The 20786-nt window shown below is 67.8% G+C and carries 16 protein-coding genes and 1 tRNA gene; 6 read left to right on the top strand and 11 right to left on the bottom strand.

Annotated features, from left to right (window positions below):
- Window positions 1–62: 62 nt before the first annotated feature.
- From TSB10GB4_RS22435 to serA, 3 genes are all read left to right on the top strand, one after another.
- Entirely contained in the window at window positions 63–860 is a 798-nt protein-coding gene (locus TSB10GB4_RS22435; RefSeq protein WP_186397553.1) for an outer membrane protein, read from the top strand.
- A gap of 227 nt (window positions 861–1087) precedes the next feature.
- Window positions 1088–2263: a phosphoserine transaminase gene (locus TSB10GB4_RS22430; RefSeq protein ID WP_186388424.1), complete on the top strand. Its 1176-nt coding sequence runs from the start codon at window positions 1088–1090 to the stop codon at window positions 2261–2263.
- Between the two features lie 89 nt (window positions 2264–2352).
- A complete protein-coding gene (serA, locus tag TSB10GB4_RS22425; protein WP_186397552.1) occupies window positions 2353–3939 on the top strand; it encodes a phosphoglycerate dehydrogenase in 1587 nt (528 codons plus the stop codon).
- Between the two features lie 129 nt (window positions 3940–4068).
- On the opposite strand, the gene TSB10GB4_RS22420 is transcribed toward serA, so the two are convergent.
- The 3 genes from TSB10GB4_RS22420 to TSB10GB4_RS22410 form a co-directional block, all read right to left on the bottom strand.
- Window positions 4069–5799 (bottom strand): hypothetical protein, encoded by a 1731-nt coding sequence (locus TSB10GB4_RS22420; protein WP_186397551.1) that lies wholly within the window; start codon window positions 5797–5799, stop codon window positions 4069–4071.
- 60 nt (window positions 5800–5859) lie between these two features.
- Complete coding sequence (locus TSB10GB4_RS22415) at window positions 5860–7149, bottom strand: adenylosuccinate synthase (RefSeq protein ID WP_186388421.1); 1290 nt, start codon at window positions 7147–7149, stop codon at window positions 5860–5862.
- 163 nt (window positions 7150–7312) lie between these two features.
- Window positions 7313–8581 carry an MFS transporter gene (locus TSB10GB4_RS22410; protein ID WP_186397550.1) on the bottom strand — a complete coding sequence of 423 codons (1269 nt, stop codon included), beginning with the start codon at window positions 8579–8581 and terminating at the stop codon, window positions 7313–7315.
- 179 nt (window positions 8582–8760) lie between these two features.
- On the opposite strand from TSB10GB4_RS22410, the gene TSB10GB4_RS22405 reads away from it, so the two are divergent.
- Complete coding sequence (locus TSB10GB4_RS22405; protein WP_186397549.1) at window positions 8761–9705, top strand: DMT family transporter; 945 nt, start codon at window positions 8761–8763, stop codon at window positions 9703–9705.
- On the opposite strand, the gene TSB10GB4_RS22400 is transcribed toward TSB10GB4_RS22405, so the two are convergent.
- From TSB10GB4_RS22400 to TSB10GB4_RS22390, 3 genes are all read right to left on the bottom strand, one after another.
- Window positions 9702–11900 carry a CHASE2 domain-containing protein gene (locus tag TSB10GB4_RS22400; RefSeq protein ID WP_186397548.1) on the bottom strand — a complete coding sequence of 733 codons (2199 nt, stop codon included), beginning with the start codon at window positions 11898–11900 and terminating at the stop codon, window positions 9702–9704. The genes TSB10GB4_RS22405 and TSB10GB4_RS22400 overlap by 4 nt on opposite strands.
- A gap of 180 nt (window positions 11901–12080) precedes the next feature.
- On the bottom strand, window positions 12081–12983 hold the full coding sequence (gene rpoH / locus TSB10GB4_RS22395) for an RNA polymerase sigma factor RpoH (RefSeq protein ID WP_186388417.1): 903 nt from the start codon (window positions 12981–12983) through the stop codon (window positions 12081–12083).
- A gap of 157 nt (window positions 12984–13140) precedes the next feature.
- Window positions 13141–14178, bottom strand: coding sequence for an RluA family pseudouridine synthase (locus TSB10GB4_RS22390; RefSeq protein ID WP_186397547.1), 1038 nt, complete (start codon window positions 14176–14178; stop codon window positions 13141–13143).
- Here TSB10GB4_RS22390 and TSB10GB4_RS22385 point away from each other — a divergent pair.
- Window positions 14177–14536, top strand: coding sequence for a hypothetical protein (locus TSB10GB4_RS22385; RefSeq protein ID WP_186388415.1), 360 nt, complete (start codon window positions 14177–14179; stop codon window positions 14534–14536). The genes TSB10GB4_RS22390 and TSB10GB4_RS22385 overlap by 2 nt on opposite strands.
- A gap of 140 nt (window positions 14537–14676) precedes the next feature.
- A tRNA-Glu gene (locus TSB10GB4_RS22380) sits at window positions 14677–14752 on the top strand.
- A 224-nt stretch (window positions 14753–14976) separates the two neighbouring features.
- Here the strand turns inward: TSB10GB4_RS22380 and TSB10GB4_RS22375 are convergent.
- Genes TSB10GB4_RS22375 through TSB10GB4_RS22355 form a run of 5 tightly spaced genes read right to left on the bottom strand, consistent with a single transcriptional unit; the run spans window position 14977 to window position 20727 of the window.
- Window positions 14977–15840, bottom strand: coding sequence for a protein-glutamate O-methyltransferase CheR (locus TSB10GB4_RS22375; protein WP_186397546.1), 864 nt, complete (start codon window positions 15838–15840; stop codon window positions 14977–14979).
- Complete coding sequence (locus TSB10GB4_RS22370) at window positions 15837–17051, bottom strand: chemotaxis response regulator protein-glutamate methylesterase (protein WP_186397545.1); 1215 nt, start codon at window positions 17049–17051, stop codon at window positions 15837–15839. The genes TSB10GB4_RS22375 and TSB10GB4_RS22370 overlap by 4 nt, the downstream gene beginning before the upstream one ends.
- A 21-nt stretch (window positions 17052–17072) precedes the next feature.
- A complete protein-coding gene (locus TSB10GB4_RS22365; RefSeq protein WP_186388412.1) occupies window positions 17073–17438 on the bottom strand; it encodes a PleD family two-component system response regulator in 366 nt (121 codons plus the stop codon).
- Window positions 17439–17485: 47 nt separating this feature from the next.
- Window positions 17486–17965, bottom strand: a complete 480-nt coding sequence (locus tag TSB10GB4_RS22360) for a chemotaxis protein CheW (protein ID WP_186388411.1) — start codon at window positions 17963–17965, stop codon at window positions 17486–17488.
- Window positions 17962–20727: a chemotaxis protein CheW gene (locus tag TSB10GB4_RS22355; RefSeq protein ID WP_186388410.1), complete on the bottom strand. Its 2766-nt coding sequence runs from the start codon at window positions 20725–20727 to the stop codon at window positions 17962–17964. The genes TSB10GB4_RS22360 and TSB10GB4_RS22355 overlap by 4 nt, the downstream gene beginning before the upstream one ends.
- Window positions 20728–20786: the final 59 nt, after the last annotated feature.

Below are 20786 nucleotides of genomic sequence, written 5' to 3'. Positions count from 1 at the left end.
CGTGTTTCACGTGCGCGGCCGGCAAACGAAGACTGTACGGACGCACTTACGAGGACCGAGACATGAGCAGCCAAATCAAGAAAATGTGCCTGGCTGGCGTCGCGATGATCGTCTCGTCAGCCGTCCACGCAGCGGATATGCCGATCCCGGTGATCGAGCATGTTCCGCAGGTGCCGGTCGTGACGGGAGGGTGGTATCTGCGTGGCGACATCGGCTACAAGATCTACCAGACCCCGAGCGTTGCCTACGGGCCGCTGCACTTCCGGAACGAGAAGATGGCCCGCACCGGCATGATCGGTGCCGGCGTCGGCTACAAGTTCAGCGACTATCTGCGCGCCGACGTGACGGTCGACTACGAGTTTCCGGCCAAGGTCACCGGCTATGCGCCGTGCCCGGCGCCGTGCGGCGGCCCCGGCATTGGCGGGTTCTCCAAGGAGACGGCGAAGATCGACGTCCTGACCTTCCTGGTCAACGGCTATGTCGACCTCGGCACCTGGGCCGGCTTCACGCCCTATGTCGGCGGCGGCATCGGTACGTCCTACGTCACCGCCAGCGACGTGAAGTTCCTCAATCCGGACGGCGCCTCCGGCAAGTATCCGGGCGGCAGCAACTGGAACTTCTCCTGGGCGCTGATGGCGGGCGGGTCGTATGAGTTGACGCCGAACTGGGCGATCGACGCCGGCTACCGCTACCTGAACATCGGCAATGCCTACACCAAGAGCTTCAGCACGGGCGGCGCCAATCCGTCCTACAAGATCCGCTACCAGGATCTTGCCGCGCACGAGTTCCGGGTCGGCATGCGATACACGTTCAACTCCGGCCCGACCTTCATGCCGGAGCCGATCGTCGCCCGATACTGATCGGACCGCCCTCCGCGGCATGGCGCCGCGGATGGCTGCCATGGACAGTCGAGACAGTCATGGGACCGGGCCTTGTACCCGGTCCTGTGCGTTCTGCTCTTCCCTTCGATCGGGGCCCCCAACCGGCTCCGTTGTTTTGACCGCTTGCGGGCCACACGCGCTTCGGCTATCTCCGTCAGCGGGACACTCCTCCCCAACGAGGAGCACCTATCTGGAAGGGTAGTCAGATGACGCAGCATGCAGAACCGGCCGTTCGGCCGGAAAATCCCCGTTTCTCCTCCGGTCCTTGCGCGAAACGTCCCGGCTGGTCCGCCGCGGCGCTCGCCGACGCGCCGCTCGGCCGCTCCCACCGCGCCAAGCCGGGCAAGGCCAAGCTCGCCGAGGCAATCGAGCTTACCCGCGAAATCCTGCAAGTGCCGGCGGACTATCGCATCGGCATCGTTCCGGCGTCCGACACCGGCGCCGTCGAGATGGCCATGTGGACGCTGCTCGGCCCGCGCGGCGTCGACCTGCTGGCCTGGGAGAGCTTCGGCTCCGGTTGGGTGAGCGATGCGGTCAAGCAGTTGCGCCTGGCCGACACGCGGGTCATCGAGGCGCCCTATGGCGCGCTTCCCGATCTTTCCACCGTCGATTTCGCGCGCGACGTGGTCTTCACCTGGAACGGGACGACCTCCGGTGTGCGCGTGCCGGATGCCGAGTGGATCGCGGCCGACCGTGACGGCCTGACGATCTGCGACGCCACCTCGGCCGCCTTCGCCCAGCCGCTGGACTTCGCCAAGCTGGATGTCGTCACCTTCTCCTGGCAGAAGGTGCTGGGCGGCGAGGCGGCGCATGGCATGCTGATCCTCAGCCCGCGCGCGGTCGAGCGGCTGGAGAGCTACACCCCGGCCTGGCCGCTGCCCAAGATCTTCCGCATGACCAAGGGCGGCAAGCTGATCGAGGGCATCTTCAAGGGCGAGACCATCAACACGCCGTCCATGCTCTGCGTCGAGGACTATATCGACGCGCTGAAATGGGCGAAGGAGATCGGCGGCCTTGACGCGCTGATCGCCCGTGCGGACGGCAATGCCGGCGCCATTGCCGACTGGGTCGCGCGCACCGGCTGGGTCGACTTCCTGGCGAGCGATCCGGCGACCCGTTCCAACACCTCCGTCTGCCTGCGGATCGTCGATCCGCGCGTCGCCGGGCTCGATGCCGGGCAGCAGGCCGGCTTCGCCAAGGCGATGGCCACCGCGCTCGAGGCTGCCGGTGTCGCCTATGACATCGGCTCCTATCGCGACGCGCCGTCCGGCTTCCGCATCTGGTGCGGCGCCACGGTGGAGCAGGCCGATGTCGAGGCGCTGCTGCCCTGGCTCGACTGGGCCTTCGAGCAGCAGTTGCAGGCGCTCGGCAAGGCCGCCTGAGCCTTTCCCCACACGACAGACGAACACAGGCCGTCCGGTCCCGCGCGAGGGCGCGGGACCGTGGTCCGGCAAGCCAGGGAGACTGACCTATGGCCCCCAGGGTTCTCATTTCCGATCAACTGTCCGAGGCCGCCGTCGAGATTTTCCGCTCGCGCGGGGTCGAGGTCGACTACCGGCCGGATCTCGGCAAGGACAAGGACGCGCTGCTTGCCGCCATCGGCGACTATGACGGCCTTGCGATCCGCTCCGCCACCAAGGTGACGGCCAAGCTGCTTGCCGCCACCGACCGGCTGAAGGTGGTCGGACGCGCCGGCATCGGCGTCGACAATGTCGACATTCCGGCGGCGTCCGCCAAGGGCGTCATCGTCATGAACACGCCCTTCGGCAATTCGATCACCACGGCCGAGCATGCCATCGCGATGATGTTCGCCGTCGCCCGCCAGATCCCGGCCGCCGATATCTCCACCCAGGCCGGCAAGTGGGAAAAGTCGCGCTTCATGGGCGCGGAGATCACCTCCAAGACCTTCGGTCTGATCGGCTGCGGCAATATCGGCTCCATCGTCGCCGACCGGGCGATCGGGCTGAAAATGCGGGTGGTGGCCTATGATCCGTTCCTGTCCGACGAGCGCGCCGTCGACCTTGGCGTCGAGAAGGTCGATCTCGACACGCTGCTGGCGCGCGCCGATGTGATCTCGCTGCACACGCCCTTGACCGACAAGACGCGCAACATCATCGACGCTGCGGCGATTGCGAAGATGCGCGACGGCGTCATTCTCATCAACTGCGCCCGCGGCGGGCTGGTCGACGAGGCGGCGCTGCGCGCGGCGCTGGACAGCGGCAAGGTCGGCGGTGCCGGCGTCGACGTCTTCGTGGACGAGCCGGCGACGGAGAACGTGCTGTTCGGCGCGCCCAACCTGGTCTGCACCCCGCATCTGGGCGCTTCGACCAGCGAGGCGCAGGAGAATGTCGCCCTGCAGGTCGCCGAACAGATGTCGGACTACCTGATGAAGGGCGCCGTTTCCAACGCGCTCAACATGCCCTCGATCACCGCCGAGGAGGCGCCGCGCCTGACCCCGTTCGTCAAGCTGGCGGAACTGCTCGGTTCTTTCGCCGGCCAACTGACGGAGACCAGTCTCAGCGGCATCCGCCTCGAATACGAGGGGGCCGTCGCCGAGATGAACATCAAGGCGCTGACGGCAGCGGCGCTGACCGGCGTGCTGCAGCCGCTGCTGCAGACCGTCAACATGGTTTCGGCTCCGGTGATGGCGCGCGAGCGCGGCATCATGGTGGAAGAGGTGCGCCGGGCCCAGGCTGGCGCCTATGAGAACTATATCCGCCTGACGGTGAAGACCGAGCGCCAGGAGCGCTCCGTCGCCGGCACGGTGTTCTCCGACGGCAAGCCGCGCGTCATCCAGGTGAAGGGCATCAACATGGAAGCCGAGCTCGGCTCCCACATGCTGTATGTCACCAACGAGGACAAGCCGGGCTTCATCGGCCAGCTCGGCACGGTGCTGGGCGAGGCCGGGGTCAACATCGCCACTTTCAACCTCGGCCGCACGGCGCCGGGCGAGGATGCGATCTGCCTGGTCGAGGTGGACGGCGAGGTGCCGGAGGCGGTGCTGGCAAAGATCGCTTCGCTGCCGCATGTGAAGCAGGCGAAGCCGCTGGCCTTCTGATCCGGCGCCGCGGCGCTGCGCTGGGCACGATGCGAAAAGGGCCGGAGCGGGATGCCGCTCCGGCCCTTTTCATGTGTGCGTGTTCAAGTGTGCGTGTTCATGTGCGCGCGTCGCGCGGGGGCGCCGCCGTCAGCCGGCGCGCCAGGCGTCGGTCGCCTGCTGGACGGCACGGCTGCCGGGCGTGCCCTTTTCCAGCGTCAGGATCGCGCGCTTGCCGTTCTCGTAGAGCATCGGGATGTCGATCCAGCCGCGATCGCGCAGCAGCATCAGGTTGCGCTCCTGCTCGTCCGGCAGGTTGGACAGGGCGACCCAGAAGTAGCCGTCGGCGACCTTCACCGAGGCGCCGATCAGCGCATCGCCGCGCGCCTCCTCGGTGGTCTTCATCACAAGGCCGGGCACGTCGGCGACGCCCTGGCCGGAGAAGCCTTCCGGCAGTTCGAACTGCACTTCGAGCAGGTGGCTCGCCGGCAGCGTTTCGTCCCGGTTGGGCTTCAGGGTCAGATTGGCGGCAATGTTGCGGTCCGGCACCTCGATGCGCATCTTCAGCACCGTCTCGGCGCGCCCGTCGACGGTCTCCTGCGCGACACTCCACACCGCGCGGCCGGCCGAGGCCTGGCCGGCGCTGCCGGCGGTCGGGCCCTCCTCGTAGAGGATGGCGCGCTGGGCGACCGGCGCCTCGGTGCTGGCGGTCGGGTCGGGTTGCGCGGGGGCGGCGGCGGTGCGGGTGTCCTGTTGCGGCAGGGCATCGGCCGGGGTTTCGACGGCCAGATCCTCCGCCGTCGCGGCCGCTTCCGGCTCCTCGGTGGTCTCGCTGTCGGCCTGCTGCGAAGCCGGTGTCTGCGGCTCGACCGTGCGCACGCCGCTGTCCGCATCCGTGGGCGCCAGCGTGTCGGTCTGCGGGCCGTTCGGGGTGATCCGCGTCGTCGTCACGGCGCGTGCATCCGGCGCCGGCCCGTCGAGCAGGCGGGCAGTGTCCTTGCGCGAGGCGGGGGTGGTGTCGGCGCCGTTGCCGGTCGGCGCGGGGCCGGTGTCCGTGGTCTGCCGGGACGGCGCCGGGGCGCTGTCGTCGGAGGAAAACAGGCCCAGCAGCGTCTCGCGCTGGGAATAGGTCACGGCGCCGATGCCCACGACGACGAGCAGCAGGGCGAGGCCGCCGAGGAGCGCCGGCAGGCGGGACGGGCGCATGTCGGCGTCGAGCGGCAGCGGCGACGGGCCCCTGGACGGGCCCATATCGCGGCCGGACGCGCGCGAGCCGCGCGATCCGGCGAGCGGACGGCGCTCTTCCTCGTCCGCGGCCATCGGTGCTGTGCGGAGCGAGGGCTCGGCGCCGAGCGTCGGCTCGCGCTTGTGCGAGGCCGCGGGTGCCGGCTCGTCCTCAAGGGCGCTGCGGGCGGAGCGGCTCGCCTGATCGGCGGCCTCGCCCAGCTTGCGCGCTTCCTCGATGGCGCTCTTCAGCGTGTCGCGCGGCGGTTCGGCGGCAACTGTTGGCCGGGCGGCCGCCGCTGTCGGCGCTGCGGGCGCCGGGCGCGCGGGGGCAGCGGCTTGCGGGGCGGCTGGCCTTGCGGCTGGCTGCGGGGTCGCGGCCGGCGGCGGAGCGGCCGGGCGAGGCGTTGCCACGGGCTGCTGGGCGGCGGAGAAGCCAAGGGTCTCGCGCGCGGCTTCCGCCTCCACCTTGCGGATGGATTCCTCCAGCCGAAGCTGTTCGGCGGTGATCTCCGACGGCGACAGGGGCGGATCATAGGCCTTGAGCTGGGCGACGATGGCCTTGCGCGCGCGCTGATAGATCTCGCGCCGGGCTGCTCCGGTGTTCTCTGGAAGCGCTGCGACGGTTTTTTTCAAAACCGGGTAGTAATCTGCCATGTCGCCACTCGTGATCGCCGCACATAGGATCGCGCCGGGGCGCGATCCGCGATTTAACGCTTAATCCTGAAACGGATTCTGGACAAGGATTGTGTCATCCCGTTCCGGTGAGGTCGAGAGCAGCGCGACCGGCGTGCCGATCAGCTCCTCGACATGGCGGACATACTTGACCGCCTGCGCCGGCAGTTCGGCCCAGCTTCGGGCGCCTTCCGTCGATTCCTTCCAGCCCGGCAGGGTCTCGTAGATCGGCTTGACGCGGGCCTGCGCGCCCTGGGAGGCGGGCAGGTGGTCGATGCGCTGGCCGTCGAGCTCGTAGGCGACGCAGATCTTGATCTCGTCGAGCCCGTCCAGCACGTCTAGCTTGGTCAGGGCGATGCCGTTGATGCCGTTGATGCTGCAGCTCTGGCGCACCAGCACCGCGTCGAACCAGCCGCAGCGGCGCTTGCGCCCGGTCACGGTGCCGAACTCGTGGCCGCGGGTGCCGAGGAACTCGCCGATCTCGTCGGTCTGCTCGCTGGGGAACGGGCCTTCGCCGACGCGGGTCGTATAGGCCTTGGTGATGCCGAGCACATAGCCGATGGAGCCGGGGCCAAGGCCGCTGCCGGCCGCCGCCTGTCCGGAGACGGTGTTCGACGAGGTGACGAACGGATAGGTGCCGTGGTCGATGTCGAGCAGGGTTCCTTGCGCGCCCTCGAAGAGGATGCGCTTGCCGTCGCGGCGGCACGTGTCGAGCAGCGACCAGACGGTCTGCATATAGGGCAGCACCTGGCCGGAGACGCTTTCGAGTTCGGCGAAGATCGTCGCCGGATCGATTTCCGGCTCGCCGAGCCCGCGGCGCAGGGCATTGTGATGCGCCAGCAGCCGGTCGATCTTGGCCGGCAGGCTCTTCAGATTGGCAAGGTCCATGATGCGGATGGCGCGGCGGCCGACCTTGTCCTCATAGGCCGGGCCGATGCCGCGCTTGGTGGTGCCGATCTTGGTGCCGGTGGCGGCGTTCTCGCGCAGCGCGTCGAGTTCGCGGTGCAGCGACAGGATCAGCGTCGCGTTGCCGGCGATGGCCAGCGTGTCCGGCGACACCTTGATGCCCTGCTCGGCAAGCCGGCCGATCTCCGCCACCAGCGCATGCGGGTCGATCACCACGCCGTTGCCGATCACCGACAGCTTGCCGCGCACCACGCCCGAGGGCAGCAGCGACAGCTTGTAGCTGACACCGTCGATCACCAGAGTGTGGCCGGCATTGTGGCCGCCCTGGAAGCGCACGACGACGTCGGCCTGTTCCGACAGCCAGTCGACGATCTTGCCCTTCCCCTCGTCACCCCATTGAGATCCGACGACGACGACATTGGCCATGCGATACGTTCCTTCGATCACTCGAAACCCGGCTGGCAGTGGTGCCAGCACACACGAAAAACCCCGGTTCAGCCGACCGGGGCAAGGTGAGGCGGACTATAACGGCGGCAGGGCGGATTGACGAGCCCCAAGACCCGCTTTCCCGGCCGGCGCGGCGGAAAAGTCACTCCCGATCCGGCTTGTCCTGTCCCTTCTGACTGCTTGCCAGGCGAAAGATCGCCGGCGAGGTGCGCAGCAGCCAGACGAAGCGGCCGCGTCGGCTCGCCGGAGCCGCCTCGCGGACCAGAAGCCGCAGGCCGACAAAGGCGACGAAGGCGAGGTGCAGCCCGCCGGTATAGACGAAGAAGGCGGCGGGGCCGAACCGGTCCATCACCGCCGAGGCGATCAGCGGGCCGACCATGGCGCCCAGCGCGAAGAACATGGTCAGCCCGGCGGCGAGCTCGACATATTGGCCGGGACCGGCATGGTCGTTGGCATGGGCGGCGGAGAGCGAATAGAGCGGCAGCGCGAAGCCGCCGAACAGGAAGGCGCCGAGGAAGATTGCCGCCTCAGCGGTGACGCCGGACAGGAACAGGCAGGAGAGGCCGGCGCCGAGCGTCGCCATGATCAGCACGTAGCGCCGGTCGATGCGGTCCGAGGCCCAGCCGAGCGGAAACTGGAAGATGGCGCCGGCGATCACCCACAGGCTGATCAGGAGCGCCAGCCCATCGGCGTCGAGGCCGACCCCTTGCGCATAGACCGGGCCGACGGTGCGGAAGGCGCCGTTGGTCAGGCCGATGGTCAGGCAGCCGACGGCGGCGACCGGCGAGATCGCCCAGATCGACAGGTAGTTGATCCGCGTCGTGTCGGAGACGGGGGGATTGCCCTCGCGGGCGAGCGAGACCGGAATGAGGGCAGCGCAGAAGACAAGGCCGATCACCACCAGGATCTCGACGCCGCCGGCGCCGAAGGCCGGCAGCAGGAACTGCCCGCCGGTCACCGCGCCCAGGTCGACGATGCGGTAGATGCTGAGGATGCGGCCGCGCTCGGCATTCGAGGAAAGAGCGTTCAGCCAGCTTTCCAGCACCATCGCCGTGCCGCAGAAGGCGATGCCGCTGACGAAGCGCAGGCCCGCCCAGGTGAAGCCCGGCGCGGTGAGCAGCAACAGCAGCACGGAGATGGCGCTCAGCGCTGCAAGGGCCGAGAACACCCGGATATGGCCGACGCGCTGGATCAGGATCGGCGTGACCAGCACGCCGAGAATGAAGCCGGCATAATAGGCCGAGCCGAACAGGCCGATGGTCGTGTCGGAAAGGCCGTTCAGCCGGCCGCGCACCGCGATCACGGTCATCGCCACGCCATTGGCGCCAAGCAGCAGAGCCGCGGCGACAAGCAGCGGGATCAGGCGGAAGAGCAGCGGACGCGAGGCGAGGGAGGACGAATTGTCGGGCATGCTGGCCAGCACTCGGGGCGGCGGGAACGCCGATCCTGACCGCGGCGGCCGCCAGCCACAAGCCCCTGTTTCGACTTTTCAACCTGGATGGCCGCAACGCTCGCCTATCGGGTGGGTGCGACGGGCGGCCGGCGATAGGCATGTCGAGGCGCCGGGCAAGGCGTTGGCGGAGAGGGACAATGAGCTGGAAGAACTGGGTGCTGCTGGTCGTCTTGGCGCTGGTGTGGGGCGCGACCTTTCCCTTCGGCAAGATTGCCCTTGGCGAGATCCCGCCCTTCGTCCTCGCCTTCCTGCGGGTGGTCCTCGCCGCGCTGGTGCTGCACGCAGTGCTGCGGATCTACGGGCTTGCCTTCCCGCGCGATCGTTCGACCCTCGGCGCCTTCCTGCTGATGGGGCTGCTCAACAACGCGATCCCGTTCTCGCTGATCCTGTGGGGGCAGACGGGCATCTCGGCGAGCCTTGCCTCGATCCTCAACGCGACGACGCCGATCTTTACCGTGCTCGTCGCCTCGCTGCTGTTTCACCAGGAGGTGTTGCGGGCGCATCGGGTCGCCGGCATCGCCGTCGGCTTCGCCGGGGTGGCGCTGCTGCTGTTGCCGGGGCTGGAGGCGGGCGCGCTGGCGGGGCTTGTCGGCGAGCCGGCCTGGGCGCAGCTCCTGTGTCTCGGCGCGGCGCTGTCCTATGCCTTTGCCGCCGCTTTCGCCCGGCGCTTCCGCGGTGTGCCGGTGATGGTGGCGGCGACCGGGCAACTCACCGGCTCGAGCCTGTTGCTGCTGCCGCTGGCGCTTTGGCAGGCGTCCACGGTTCCCGGCGGCTGGTCGCCCGCCATGGCGGGGCCGGCGGCCTGGGCCTCGGTCGCGGCGCTGGGCACCGCCTGCACAGCCTTTGCCTATCTCATCTATTTCCGCCTGTTGAGCGAGGGCGGCGCCACCAATGCCTCGCTGGTCACGCTGCTGATCCCGGTATCGGCGACGCTGATCTCCGCCCTGCTGCTCGGCGAGGCCCTGTCGGGGCTGCAACTCGCCGGCATGGGCGTGCTGCTCGCCGGTCTGGTCCTGCTCGACGGGCGCGTGCTGGCGGTCTTCGGCGGTTCGCGCCGCCCGGCCGGGAGCGACCCTCGCTAGGCCGGGGCGCGCTGCGGCATCGCCTCGATGCGTTCGGCGAAGCGGTCGTAGATGTCGTGGAGCCGCTCTGGCGCGCGTTCCCGGCAGGCGGCAAGACGCGCAAGCGCCGTCTCGCGGTCGCCGTCGTCGATCGCCGCGACCAGTGCTGCATGGGCCTCGGCGAGGGCCTGGAACTCGGCACTGGTCGCATAGTCGGGATCGCCGACCAGCGCGAACAGGCGGATCGGCACGCTCTTGCCCTTCAGCGGGATGGCGCCGGCCTCCAGGAAGGCGAAGCCGGGGGCCGCGCGCGCGGTGTCCTCGGAGACGACGCAATCGGCGCCGACCGCCTTGCAGCTCGATTCGATTCGCGCCGCGACGTTCACTGCATCGCCGATCACCGAATAGTTGAAGCGCCGGTCGGAGCCCATGTTGCCGACGCAGGCCTCGCCCGTGTTGAGGCCGACGCCGATGCGCACGCTCTGCGTCGGCAGACCGCGCTGGCGGAAGTGGAAGGCATCTGCCGCGTTCAGCCGGTCGACGATCCGCACCATCTCCAGGGCCGCCCCGCAGGCCTTGGCGGCATGGTCGCCGACATCCATCGGCGCGTTCCAGAACGCCATGATGCTGTCGCCGATATATTTGTCGATGGTGCCGCTGCGTGCCTGGATCTCCTCGGAGAGCGGCGACAGCAGGGCATTGAGGAAGGCGACCAGATCCGTCGGCGTCAGTTGCTCGGAGATCGGCGTGAAGCCGCGCACGTCCATGAACATGATGGTCATGTCGCGCATCTCGCCGCCGAGCCGCAGGGCGTCCGGCGCCGTCTCCAGCCGCTTGACCATTTCCGGCGCCAGATACTGGCCGAAGGCGGCGCGTACGAAGCGCTTTTCCCGTTCGGTCAGGACGTAGAGCAGGGCGGTGGCGGCGGCGTAGACGGCGAACAGGTTGACCGCGGTCGGATAGACGGGATCGAGCAGCAGCCCTTGCGTGCGGAACAGGTGGATGGCGCCGGCATAAAGGACAAGGGCGATGCCGCCGCCGATGGCCGCCGCCCAGATCGCGCCGAAGGCGAGGGTCAACGCGATGACGGCGATGCCGAGCAGCACGGTGACGATGATCTCGGCGCCGTCGGCCCAGTCGGGCCGGTTGAGGAAGCTGCCGGCAAGGATCTGTTCCGCCGCCTGCGCATGCACCGAGACACCGGGGACGAGGTCGCCGAGGGGTGTCGCGCGGATGTCGAAGAGACCCACCGACGAGGTGCCGACGAAGACGATCTGACCCTCGATCTGCGCGGCGAGCCCGGCCCGCGTCGCCGGGTCCAGCACGTCGGCGGCGGAGACGTAGCGATCGGGCCGGTCCTCGTTGAAATAGACCCAGAGCTCGCCCTGCGCCGTGGTGGGGAAGGGAACCGCGCCGACCTTGATGTCGGTGACGGCCGCCGCGCCGGTGCCCAGTTCCCCGCTCGCATCGGTGGAGCGGATGATGTAGCTGCCGGCGCCCTGGGCGACCCGCAAGGCCTCCATCACCAGGCTCGGGAACAGCGCCTGCCCGTCGGTGAAGACCATCGGCACGCGCCGCACGATGCCGACCGTGTCGCGGCTGGACAGGCTGAGGCCGCCGCTTCCCGTCGCCGCCTCCTCCAGCACGGGCAGGCTGGCAAGCACCGAGGGGAAGGCGGGAAGGCTGGCGGCCGGGTCGCTGCCGGCATGGGCGAAACCGGCCTTGGCGGCCGGCCGGCCGCCATCGGCATTGGGCAGGATGGCGAAGCCGAGGACGACGGGCGCCTCGGCAATCGCCTCCGCGAACAGTTGGTCCGTGTCCGGGAGCCGGTCGGCGAGCCCCTCCAGTGCGGCATCGCTGCCGAGCTTCAGGTCCGGCACATAGCGGTGTGGCGACAGCCGGTCGGGCTCCGCAAAGATCACGTCATAGGCGATGGCGGCGGCTCCCAGCTCCGCCAGCGCGCGGGTCAGGTCTGCCAGCTTGTCACGCCGCCAGGGCCATTGGCCGTGCACGGCCAGCGAGCGCTCGTCGATGTCGACGATACGGACGGGAAAGTCATCGTGAGGGCGTGGCCAGAAGCGCTGGTAGCTGTCGAGGCCTATCAGACGGATCTCCGAGACGAAAGGCGGATCGTAGGCGCGCAGCGCGGTAACGACGGCGAGCACCAGGCACCCGACCGCCGCCACGAACAGGCGCTTGCGTCGCGTGATGCGCATGGGGTCTTCCGCCTTTCCTGCCGCCGGCCGTCATGCCGGTCCGATGCTCTAACCTTCCCGGCACTGCCGGGAAGGTTAGAGCATCGGATCTGAAAGGGGAATCCGCTTTGCGGCAAACGCGCGTCCCGCGCCGGGGGCGCGGGACTGCGATTTGCACGAGGCGAGAGGCGCTCGTGCCCGTCAGGCCGGGCCGGCGATCTGTGCCTGCGGCTGTTCCAGCTCGCGCGCGCCCCGGCGGACCGCCTTTTGCACCTTCTCGAAGGCGCGGACCTCGATCTGGCGGACGCGCTCGCGGCTGACGCCGAACTCGCTCGACAGGTCCTCCAGCGTCACCGGATCCTCGGACAGCCGGCGGGCCTCGAAGATCCGCCGCTCGCGGTCGTTGAGGACCTCCATCGCGTCGCCGAGCAGCTTGCGCCGCTGGTCGAGTTCTTCCTGCTGGGCGAAGATCGCCTCCTGGCTGTCGCTCTCGTCGACGAGCCAGTCCTGCCACTCGCCGCTGTCCGCCTCCGCGCGGATCGGCGCGTTGAGCGAGGCATCGCCGGCGAGCCGCCGGTTCATCGAGACGACCTCCTCCTCGCTGACGCCGAGCTTGGTCGCGATCTCCGTGACATGCTCCGGGCGCAGGTCGCCCTCGTCGAGCGCCTGGATGCGGCCCTTCAGCCGGCGCAGGTTGAAGAACAGGCGCTTCTGGTTGGCGGTGGTGCCCATCTTCACGAGCGACCAGGAGCGCAGGATGTATTCCTGGATTGCCGCCTTGATCCACCACATCGCATAGGTGGCGAGGCGGAAGCCCTTGTCGGGCTCGAAGCGCTTGACCGCCTGCATCAGGCCGACATTGCCTTCCGAGACAACCTCGGAGATCGGCAGGCCGTAGCCGCGATAGCCCATGGCGATCTTGGCGACGAGGCGCAGATGCGAGGTCACGAGCCTCTCGGCCGCGGCCGGGTCGTCATGCTCCTTGTAGCGCTTGGCGAGCATGTATTCTTCCTGCGGCTCCAGCATCGGGAACCGCCGGATCTCGTCCAGATATCGGCTGAGCCCGCCTTCGCCGGAGCTCAGCGCCGGAATGTTCTGGGCCATGAAAGCACCCTTTCTCCCACGATCCCTCCGGGGACGCATCGGCCCTGGCCGAGTGTGCGACCGCCATCGCAGGGCATTCGGTTGCGGCGCCCGAATGGCACGCCGAAGCTCCCAATATAGGTGTCATTTGGACAATATCAGGACAAAACTTTGCTAATTATGCCGGGGAAATTGTCCGGATTGCCACGATCAGGGCAGCCATGTCGTCGGGAAGGGGGCTTTCGAAACGCAGGGTTTCCCCGCTCGCCGGATGGGCGAAGGCCAGCAGGCCGGCATGCAAGGCCTGACGGGGAAAGGCGTCGACGACCGCACGGACCTCGTCCGGTAGCCGTGCCGACTTGGTGCGGAAATGGGCGCCGTAGTCGGCATCGCCGATCAGCGGATGACCGATATGGGCCATGTGCACGCGAATCTGGTGGGTGCGGCCGGTCTCCAGCCGGCAGGCCATCAGGGCGGCCAGAGGGGCGGCGTCCTTCGGGCCGAAGCGCTCGCGCACCTGCCAGTGGGTGACGGCATGGCGGCCACCGGATTTCGTCACCGCGATCTTCTGGCGGTTGGCCGAGGATCGGGCAAGGTCGGCATCGACGGTGCCGCGAAGCTGCATCGGCGCGCCCCAGACGAGGGCGACATATTCGCGCTCCAGCGGGCCGGTGCGGCCATGGTCGGCGAACTGGGCGGCAAGGCCCTGATGGGCGAGATCGGTCTTGGCGACGACCAGAAGGCCACTGGTGTCCTTGTCGAGCCGGTGGACGATGCCGGGCCGCTTGACGCCGCCGATGCCCGACAGGCTGTCACCGCAATGGTGCAGCAGGGCGTTGACCAGCGTGCCGCTCCAGTTGCCGGGGCCGGGATGGACAACGAGGCCGGCGGGCTTGTCGACGACGACGAGATGCTCGTCCTCGTAGACAATCGTCAGCGGGATCGCCTCCGGCGTCGGCTCGGCCTCTTCCGCCTCGGGAAGCTCCAGCGCCAGGTCCTCGCCCGAATTGACCCGGTATTTGGGCTCCAGTATGGTCCGCCCGTCGACGCGCGCCCGGCCCTGACGGATCAGCGACTGGATGCGGCTGCGGCTGATTTCCGGCAGATGGCGGGCAAGGCACGCATCAAGGCGGCTGCCGGCATCCTCCTGGGAAACGGCAAGGGCTGCGATCGCGACGCCATCGGCATCGCCTTCCTCTTCAATGGACATAGACATGACACATCCGGCAATGGACGACGAAGACCGCAACGCGGAAGCCCCGCTGGATCCGGCGATGGAACGGGTTCAGAAGAAGCTGAAGCGGCTGCTCGCCGTCTCGAGCCTCGTCATGGTGCTCGGCTTCATGGCCGTTCTCGCGGCCATCATCTACAAGCTGTCCGAAAGTGGCAAGCGGGCGGACGGCAGCGATATAGCCGCAACCGTCGCGATCGGCAAGGACGGACGGGTGGAAAGCATGATCCTGTCGGGCGATCGGCTGATCCTGCTGGTGCGCGACGGCACGACCAGCAAGCTGCTGCATCTGGAGGCGACGACCGGACGGCTGATCGGCGAGACCACGTTCGTCGCGCAGTAGTGAGCGACGGGAGGCCGCCGGGGCCACCGGCGGTCGGCATGGCGGTTTTTCAACTGTCCACAGGCTTTGCGAAAAATGGGGCTTGCATTCGGCGCGCGGGCGTTCTATTGACGCGGCCTGTTCGTAACTGACCGGCCGACGCCCCCATCGTCTAGCGGTCTAGGACGCCGCCCTCTCACGGCGGAAACAGGGGTTCGAGTCCCCTTGGGGGTGCCAATTTTCGCAAGCGCTTGCGATATGAGCGACTTGCCGCCGGCTCTAGGACATTTCCGGAAAATCGAAGCGTCCAGGCTGCCTGCGGGCAAGGCTTTTCGAGTGCGCGGCATACGGCCCCGTGCCGTTGCCGGTTGCCCCTTTCCCTCCAGTCCCTGCCGCCGATGCAAAACGCCGACGCGAGGGCGCCGGCGTTTCGTAGTCGTGCAAATGTGGTTTGCGGCGGCTCAGCCGGCGACCTGGAAGCGCGAGCGGGCCGCGAGGCCCTGCGTGCCGGCGGCCTGGGCCGGCTGGTAGAGACCGCGCAGTTCCGGTACCGGACGGAAGGCATCGGTCAGGCCGACCACCGTCTCGGCCGCACCCAGCACCAGATAGCCGTCGGCCGGCATCTGCCTGGCGATGCGCTGCAGCACGTCCACCTTGGTCGGCTGATCGAAGTAGATCAGCACGTTGCGGCAGTAGACGATGTCGAAGGAGCCGAGCGTGGAAAAGCTCTCCAGCAGGTTCAGCTTGCGCCACTGCACCATGGAGCGCAGTTCCGGATTGATCTGCCACAGGTCACCCTTCTGGGTGAAATACTTCAGCAGCATCTGGATCGGCAGGCCGCGCTGCACCTCGAACTGGCTGTAGATGCCGTTCCTGGCCTTTTCCAGCACTTCGTTCGACAGGTCCGTGCCGATGATCTCGACGCGGTAGCCGGCCAGTTTCGCTGCCGCTTCCTTCAGGCAGATCGCGAGCGAATAGGGCTCCTGGCCGGTGGAGGCGGCGGCGCACCAGATGCGGATCGCGCGGCGGTCGGCGCGCGCCTTCAGCATCGCCGGCAGCATCACCTCGCGGAAATGCTGGAACGGGGTGCTATCGCGGAAGAAGAAGGATTCGTTGGTGGTCATCGCCTCGACCACGTCGGAGCAGAGCTGCATCGCACCGGGCTTCTGCATCGCCTGGATCAGCTCGGCAAGGCCGGCATGGCCGTGACGCCGGGCGACCGGCAGCAGGCGGCTTTCCACCAGGTACTGCTTCTCGTTGGTCAGAACCAGTCCAGACTTGGCCTTCAGGAACTGCTTGAGATATTCGAACTGGGACGCAATCACCTGGGGCCTCCACTCAACAATCCGGAGATCTTGGGGCCGATCCGGGAGATCGGCAGGATCTCGCAACACATGCCGGTCTGCGCGGCCGCACCTGGCATGCCCCACACCACGCTGGTCGCCTCGTCCTGGGCGATGACGCTGCCACCGCCGGCGGCGATGGTGCGCACGCCCGCGGCGCCGTCGTGACCCATGCCGGTCAGCACCACCGCCAGGGTGGCGGAGCCGTAAACCTTGGCGACGCTGTCGAACAGGGGATCGACCGCCGGCTTGCAGAAGTTCACCGGCGGGCCGTCGTTCAGCCGGGCCAGCACCTGGCCGCCGTCCTTGTCGACGGTCATGTGCAGGCCGCCCGGCGCGACATAGATGTGGCCGGGCTTCAGGACCTCGCCGTTCTCCGCTTCCTTCGCCGGCCGGAGCGAGGCCTTGGCGAGATGTTCGGCGAGGATCGCGGTGAAGGTCGGCGGCATGTGCTGCGTCACCACCACCGGCACTTCGCGGATGGCCGTGCCGATGTCGGCCAGCAGTTTCTGCAGCGCCTGAGGGCCGCCGGTCGAGGAGCCGATGGCCAGGATGCGCGGGCGGGCCGCCGAATAGGGCCGGGTGCGGATCGCCGGTGCGGCGGGCGCAGCGGCGGGACCGGCGGCAAGGCGGCTGTAGCCGGCAGGAGCGGCGCCGGCCGGGGCTTGCGACGCGGCGCGTCCGGCCGCGGTCTGGGCGCGCATCATGCGCCCGCCGCCGGCGGGCCCGAGATTGCGGCGGCGCTGGCCGAGAGCCTTGACCTTGTCGATCAGCTCGCGGCGGAAATCGATCGAGGTGGTGACCTCGCTGGTCGATTCCGGCTTCGGAACATAATCCTGGGCCCCGAGCGACAGGGCGCGCAGGCTGACCTCGGCGTTGCGGCGGGTCAGGGTGGAGGCCATGATGACGACGAGATCACGCTTCTTGCGCAGCATCAGCGGCAAGGCGGTCAACCCGTCCATTTCCGGCATCTCGATGTCGAGGACCACCACGTCCGGATTGGAGCGTTCGATATCGTCGACGGCCAGCTTGCCGTTGCGATGCGAGCCGACGAGCTGCAGCGCCGGGTCGGCCTCGACCCAGCGGCTGAGCAGGCCGCGAATGACGACGGAATCGTCGACAACCATGACGCGGATACAATCCGCCTTGGCACCGTCCCGGTGAGGGGCCGGCGCTGAAGAACTGACGTTCATGTGGTTTGCCCTTGAAAAGGGTTACAGCAGCCCGGCCTCGTGGAATTTCGCTTCCACGATGTCCTTGTCGAACGGCTTCATGATGTACTCGTTCGCGCCTGCCCGCATGGCCCGGGTGATATGCGCGACGTCGTTCTCCGTCGTGCAGAACACGACGACGGGCTTTTCTCCGCCATATTCCTTGCGCAGGGCCAGCAGGAACTCCAGGCCGTCCATTTCCGGCATGTTCCAGTCGAGCAGGATGGCATCCGGCATGCGCTTGCGGCAGGCCTCCAGCGCCTTCAGTCCGTCCTCCGCCTCCGAGATCTCGAAGGACAGGTCCTCCAGGATGCGGCGTGCGACCTTGCGGATGACGCTGGAATCGTCGACGACGAGACAGTGTTTCATTTCTTGGTCTCCCGATTGCCGGGTTTCAGTTCACCGGTACGGCCGCTTCAGGCCGCGACCATCGGCTCGAACATCGCGCCGAACAGGCGGCCGACATCGAGGATGATCATGAGCTTGCCGTCGAGGCGGTGGACGCCGCCGGAAATCTCGGCCCAGCGCTTGTCGAGATTCGACGGATTGGGTTCCATGGAGTCGTTCGACAGGCGCAGCACCTCGCCGACCTGATCGATGACGAGCCCGTAGCTTTCGCCCTTGTGCTCGATGCCGACCGCCATGACCTGGGCGTTCTCGCCGCGGTCGGGCAGGTGCAGCCGCTTGCGCATGTCGATGGCGGTGACGATGCGGCCGCGCAGGTTGAGCACGCCGGCGACCTCGGGAGCGGCCAGCGGCACGCGGGTCACGCTCTCGGGAACGAAGACGTCATGCACCTGGCTGATCGGCAGCCCGAAGAGCTGGCCGCCGATGATGACGGTGACGTATTGGATGGTATCGTCGATACCGGCTGCGAGATTGTCGTTGTGCCTCATGCCGCAATTCCCATTTCACCGGCGAACAGGTCCTTCAGCGAGGCGATCAGCCCCGGACGGTCGAACTTTGCCACATAGTCGTCGAAACCGGCCTGGCGGCCGCGCTCGATGGAGGCCGGAGAGACCACCGCCGACAGCGCCAGGATCGGGATCTTGCGGAAGCGCGGATCGCGCCTGAGCGCCTCGCAGAACTCGAAGCCGTTGATCTCGGGCATCTCGATGTCGCTGACGATCGCCTGGAACGCGTCGCCGTTCTCCAGCAGCTCGAAGGCCTGGTGCGGACCGGTGACGGCGGTGACGTCGTAGCCGGCCGCCTTGAGGACGGGCGTCAGCATGTTGCGGAAGAAGGCGCTGTCGTCGACCAGGAGAACCTTCTTGGTCAGCGCGGAGATGTCCATCTCCTTGCGCATGAACCAGTCCTCGAAGGCCTGCGGCAAGTAGTAGCCGAGGTCGATGATCTCGGTCGCCTTGTCCTTGATGACCGCCGAGCCGAGGATGCCGGGCCGGTCGGAGCCGACCTCGATGTTCAGGCGGTCCTCGACGATGTCGACGATCTCGTCGACGACGAGGCCCATGGACCGGCCGGCATCCGAGAAGACCAGCATCGGCTGGGTTCCGTCGGCGCGGCGGGTCTGCGAGGCCTCGATATAGACCAGCGGCATCAGGGCGCCGCGATACTGGACCAGGTCGCGGCCGTTGGAGTGCTCGATCTTGGAGACTTCGAACTCCTCCAGGCGCGTGACCAGCGACAGCGGCACCGCCTTGGGCTCGGGCGAGCCGGCGCGGAACAGCAGCATCGACACGGTCGACTGGCCGTCGAGGGCGGAGGTCATCGCCTCCTCGGCCTCCTTGCGCTCGCCTTCGGCGACGACGCTGGACGCGTGGCTGGCCATGGCGGAGGCGACGCCGTTCGGATCGATGATCATGATCACCGCACCGTCACCCAGGATGGTGTTGCCGGAGAACATGGTCAGGTTGCGCAGCATGGAGGACATCGGCTTGACGACGATTTCCTCGGTATGGAAGACCCCGTCGACGACGACGCCGAAGGTCTGGCTGCCGACCTGCATCACGACGATGAAGCCGGTATCGGACTCGATCTCCTGGCCGCCATTGTTCGGGCCGACGCCCAGCAACTGGGACATGTGCACCAGCGGCAGCAGCTTGTTGCGCAGACGCAGGACCGGGGTGTCCTTGATGCGCTCGATCCGGTGTTCGGAGTTCGACTGCACGCGGACCAGCTCGACCACCGACAATTGCGGGATGGCGAAGCGGTCGCCGCCGGCCTCGACGATCAGCGCCGAGACGATGGCGAGCGTCAGCGGGATCTTGATGATGAAGCTCGATCCGCGGCCCGGAACCGAGCGCAGGTCGATCGTTCCGCCGATCAGCTCCACATTGTTGCGGACCACGTCCATGCCGACGCCGCGGCCCGAGACGCTGGTGACGTTCTGCGCCGTGGAGAAGCCGGCGTGGAAGATGAACTTGTGGATCTGCTGATCCGTCATCTTGTCGAGCTCGGCCTCGCTGGCCAGCCCGCGCTCCAGCACCTTGGCCTTGACGCGGTCGACATCGATGCCGCGCCCGTCGTCCTTGACCTCGATGATGATATGGCCGCCCTCATGATAGGCGGACAGGGTGATCGTGCCCTTTTCCGGCTTGCCGGCGGCGCGACGGTCGACCGGCATCTCCAGCCCGTGATCGGCGGAGTTGCGGATCATGTGGGTGAGCGGATCCTTGATCAGCTCGAGGACCTGGCGGTCGAGTTCGGTCTCGGCGCCGATCATCTCCAGTTCGATCGGCTTGTCGAGTTCCTGGCTCAGGTCGCGGACGATGCGCGGCAGCTTCTGCCAGGCATTGCCGATCGGCTGCATGCGCGTCTTCATGACGCCTTCCTGCAGCTCGGCGGTCACGTTCGACAGGCGCTGCAGCGGCACCTTGAACTCGGAATCCTCGTGCCGGCGGACGATCTCGAGAAGCTGGTTGCGGGTGAGGACCAGCTCGGAGACCATCGTCATCAGGTGTTCGAGCGTCTCGACCGCGACGCGGATCGACTGGCTCGACACGGAGGCTTTCTTCTCGCCCTTCTCGGCGCTCTCGCGCGGGGCGGCCTCTTCCTCGCGGACGCGGGGACGGATGGCACGGGGGGGCGGCGGGGCGGCGGCTTCCGCCTCCATCTCCGCATCGGCCTCGATTTCGGACACGGGAGCGGAAACCGGGAGCTCGACCTCCACCTCGGCTTCGCGGAAGGCGCGCTCCAGCTCGTCGAGGGAGACTTCGCCGGGACGGAGCGGACGCTCCAGCACCTGTTCGACGAGGCCGCCGCTGGCAACGCCTTCTTCCTCGGCGACGGGTTCGTCCTGGGCGGCGGCGCCCCCGGCCACGGCCGCGAGCGACATGCGCTCGAGCTCGGAGATCAGGTCGTCGTCGCTGCCCTCGGGCTCGGTTCCGCCGGCCGCCTCGAGATCGGCAAGGATCTCCTTGATGCGGTCGATGGAGGAGAGGATGAGCGAGACCGCCTCGGGCGTCACCTTGGCGCCGTCACGGAACTTGCCCATCAATGTCTCGCCGGCATGGGCCAGCGCCTCGAGGCGCGGCAGGCCGAGGAAACCGCAGGTTCCCTTGATCGTGTGGACCAGACGGAAAATATTGTCGAGAATCTTCGCGTTGTTCGGTTCCTGCTCGAACTTCACAAGCTCGACGTCGACGACATCCAGGCTCTCGTTCGTTTCTGTAAGGAACTCGCTAAGCAAGTCGTCCATGGCCACACTCACCCGACTGGTTACTGGTACACGATCCGGATCCTGCATCCGGACCACCC

The organism is Stappia sp. TSB10GB4 (assembly GCF_900185745.1).
Classification (GTDB): Bacteria; Pseudomonadota; Alphaproteobacteria; order Rhizobiales; family Stappiaceae; genus Stappia.
This window is presented reverse-complemented; position numbering and strand designations above follow the sequence as displayed.

Excerpts from the sequence above, each read along its gene's own strand:
- rpoH (WP_186388417.1), bottom strand. The coding sequence starts at position 12,983 with ATGGCCCAGAACATTCCGGCGCTGAGCTCCGGCGAAGGCGGGCTCAGC.
- TSB10GB4_RS22360 (WP_186388411.1), bottom strand. The coding sequence starts at position 17,965 with ATGAGGCACAACGACAATCTCGCAGCCGGTATCGACGATACCATCCAA.
- TSB10GB4_RS22430 (WP_186388424.1), top strand. The coding sequence starts at position 1,088 with ATGACGCAGCATGCAGAACCGGCCGTTCGGCCGGAAAATCCCCGTTTC.
- TSB10GB4_RS22365 (WP_186388412.1), bottom strand. The coding sequence starts at position 17,438 with ATGAAACACTGTCTCGTCGTCGACGATTCCAGCGTCATCCGCAAGGTC.
- TSB10GB4_RS22415 (WP_186388421.1), bottom strand. The coding sequence starts at position 7,149 with ATGGCCAATGTCGTCGTCGTCGGATCTCAATGGGGTGACGAGGGGAAG.
- TSB10GB4_RS22355 (WP_186388410.1), bottom strand. The coding sequence starts at position 20,727 with ATGGACGACTTGCTTAGCGAGTTCCTTACAGAAACGAACGAGAGCCTG.
- TSB10GB4_RS22420 (WP_186397551.1), bottom strand. The coding sequence starts at position 5,799 with ATGGCAGATTACTACCCGGTTTTGAAAAAAACCGTCGCAGCGCTTCCA.
- TSB10GB4_RS22400 (WP_186397548.1), bottom strand. The coding sequence starts at position 11,900 with ATGCGCATCACGCGACGCAAGCGCCTGTTCGTGGCGGCGGTCGGGTGC.
- TSB10GB4_RS22405 (WP_186397549.1), top strand. The coding sequence starts at position 8,761 with ATGAGCTGGAAGAACTGGGTGCTGCTGGTCGTCTTGGCGCTGGTGTGG.
- TSB10GB4_RS22410 (WP_186397550.1), bottom strand. The coding sequence starts at position 8,581 with ATGCCCGACAATTCGTCCTCCCTCGCCTCGCGTCCGCTGCTCTTCCGC.
- TSB10GB4_RS22390 (WP_186397547.1), bottom strand. The coding sequence starts at position 14,178 with ATGTCTATGTCCATTGAAGAGGAAGGCGATGCCGATGGCGTCGCGATC.
- serA (WP_186397552.1), top strand. The coding sequence starts at position 2,353 with ATGGCCCCCAGGGTTCTCATTTCCGATCAACTGTCCGAGGCCGCCGTC.
- TSB10GB4_RS22370 (WP_186397545.1), bottom strand. The coding sequence starts at position 17,051 with ATGAACGTCAGTTCTTCAGCGCCGGCCCCTCACCGGGACGGTGCCAAG.
- TSB10GB4_RS22385 (WP_186388415.1), top strand. The coding sequence starts at position 14,177 with ATGACACATCCGGCAATGGACGACGAAGACCGCAACGCGGAAGCCCCG.
- TSB10GB4_RS22435 (WP_186397553.1), top strand. The coding sequence starts at position 63 with ATGAGCAGCCAAATCAAGAAAATGTGCCTGGCTGGCGTCGCGATGATC.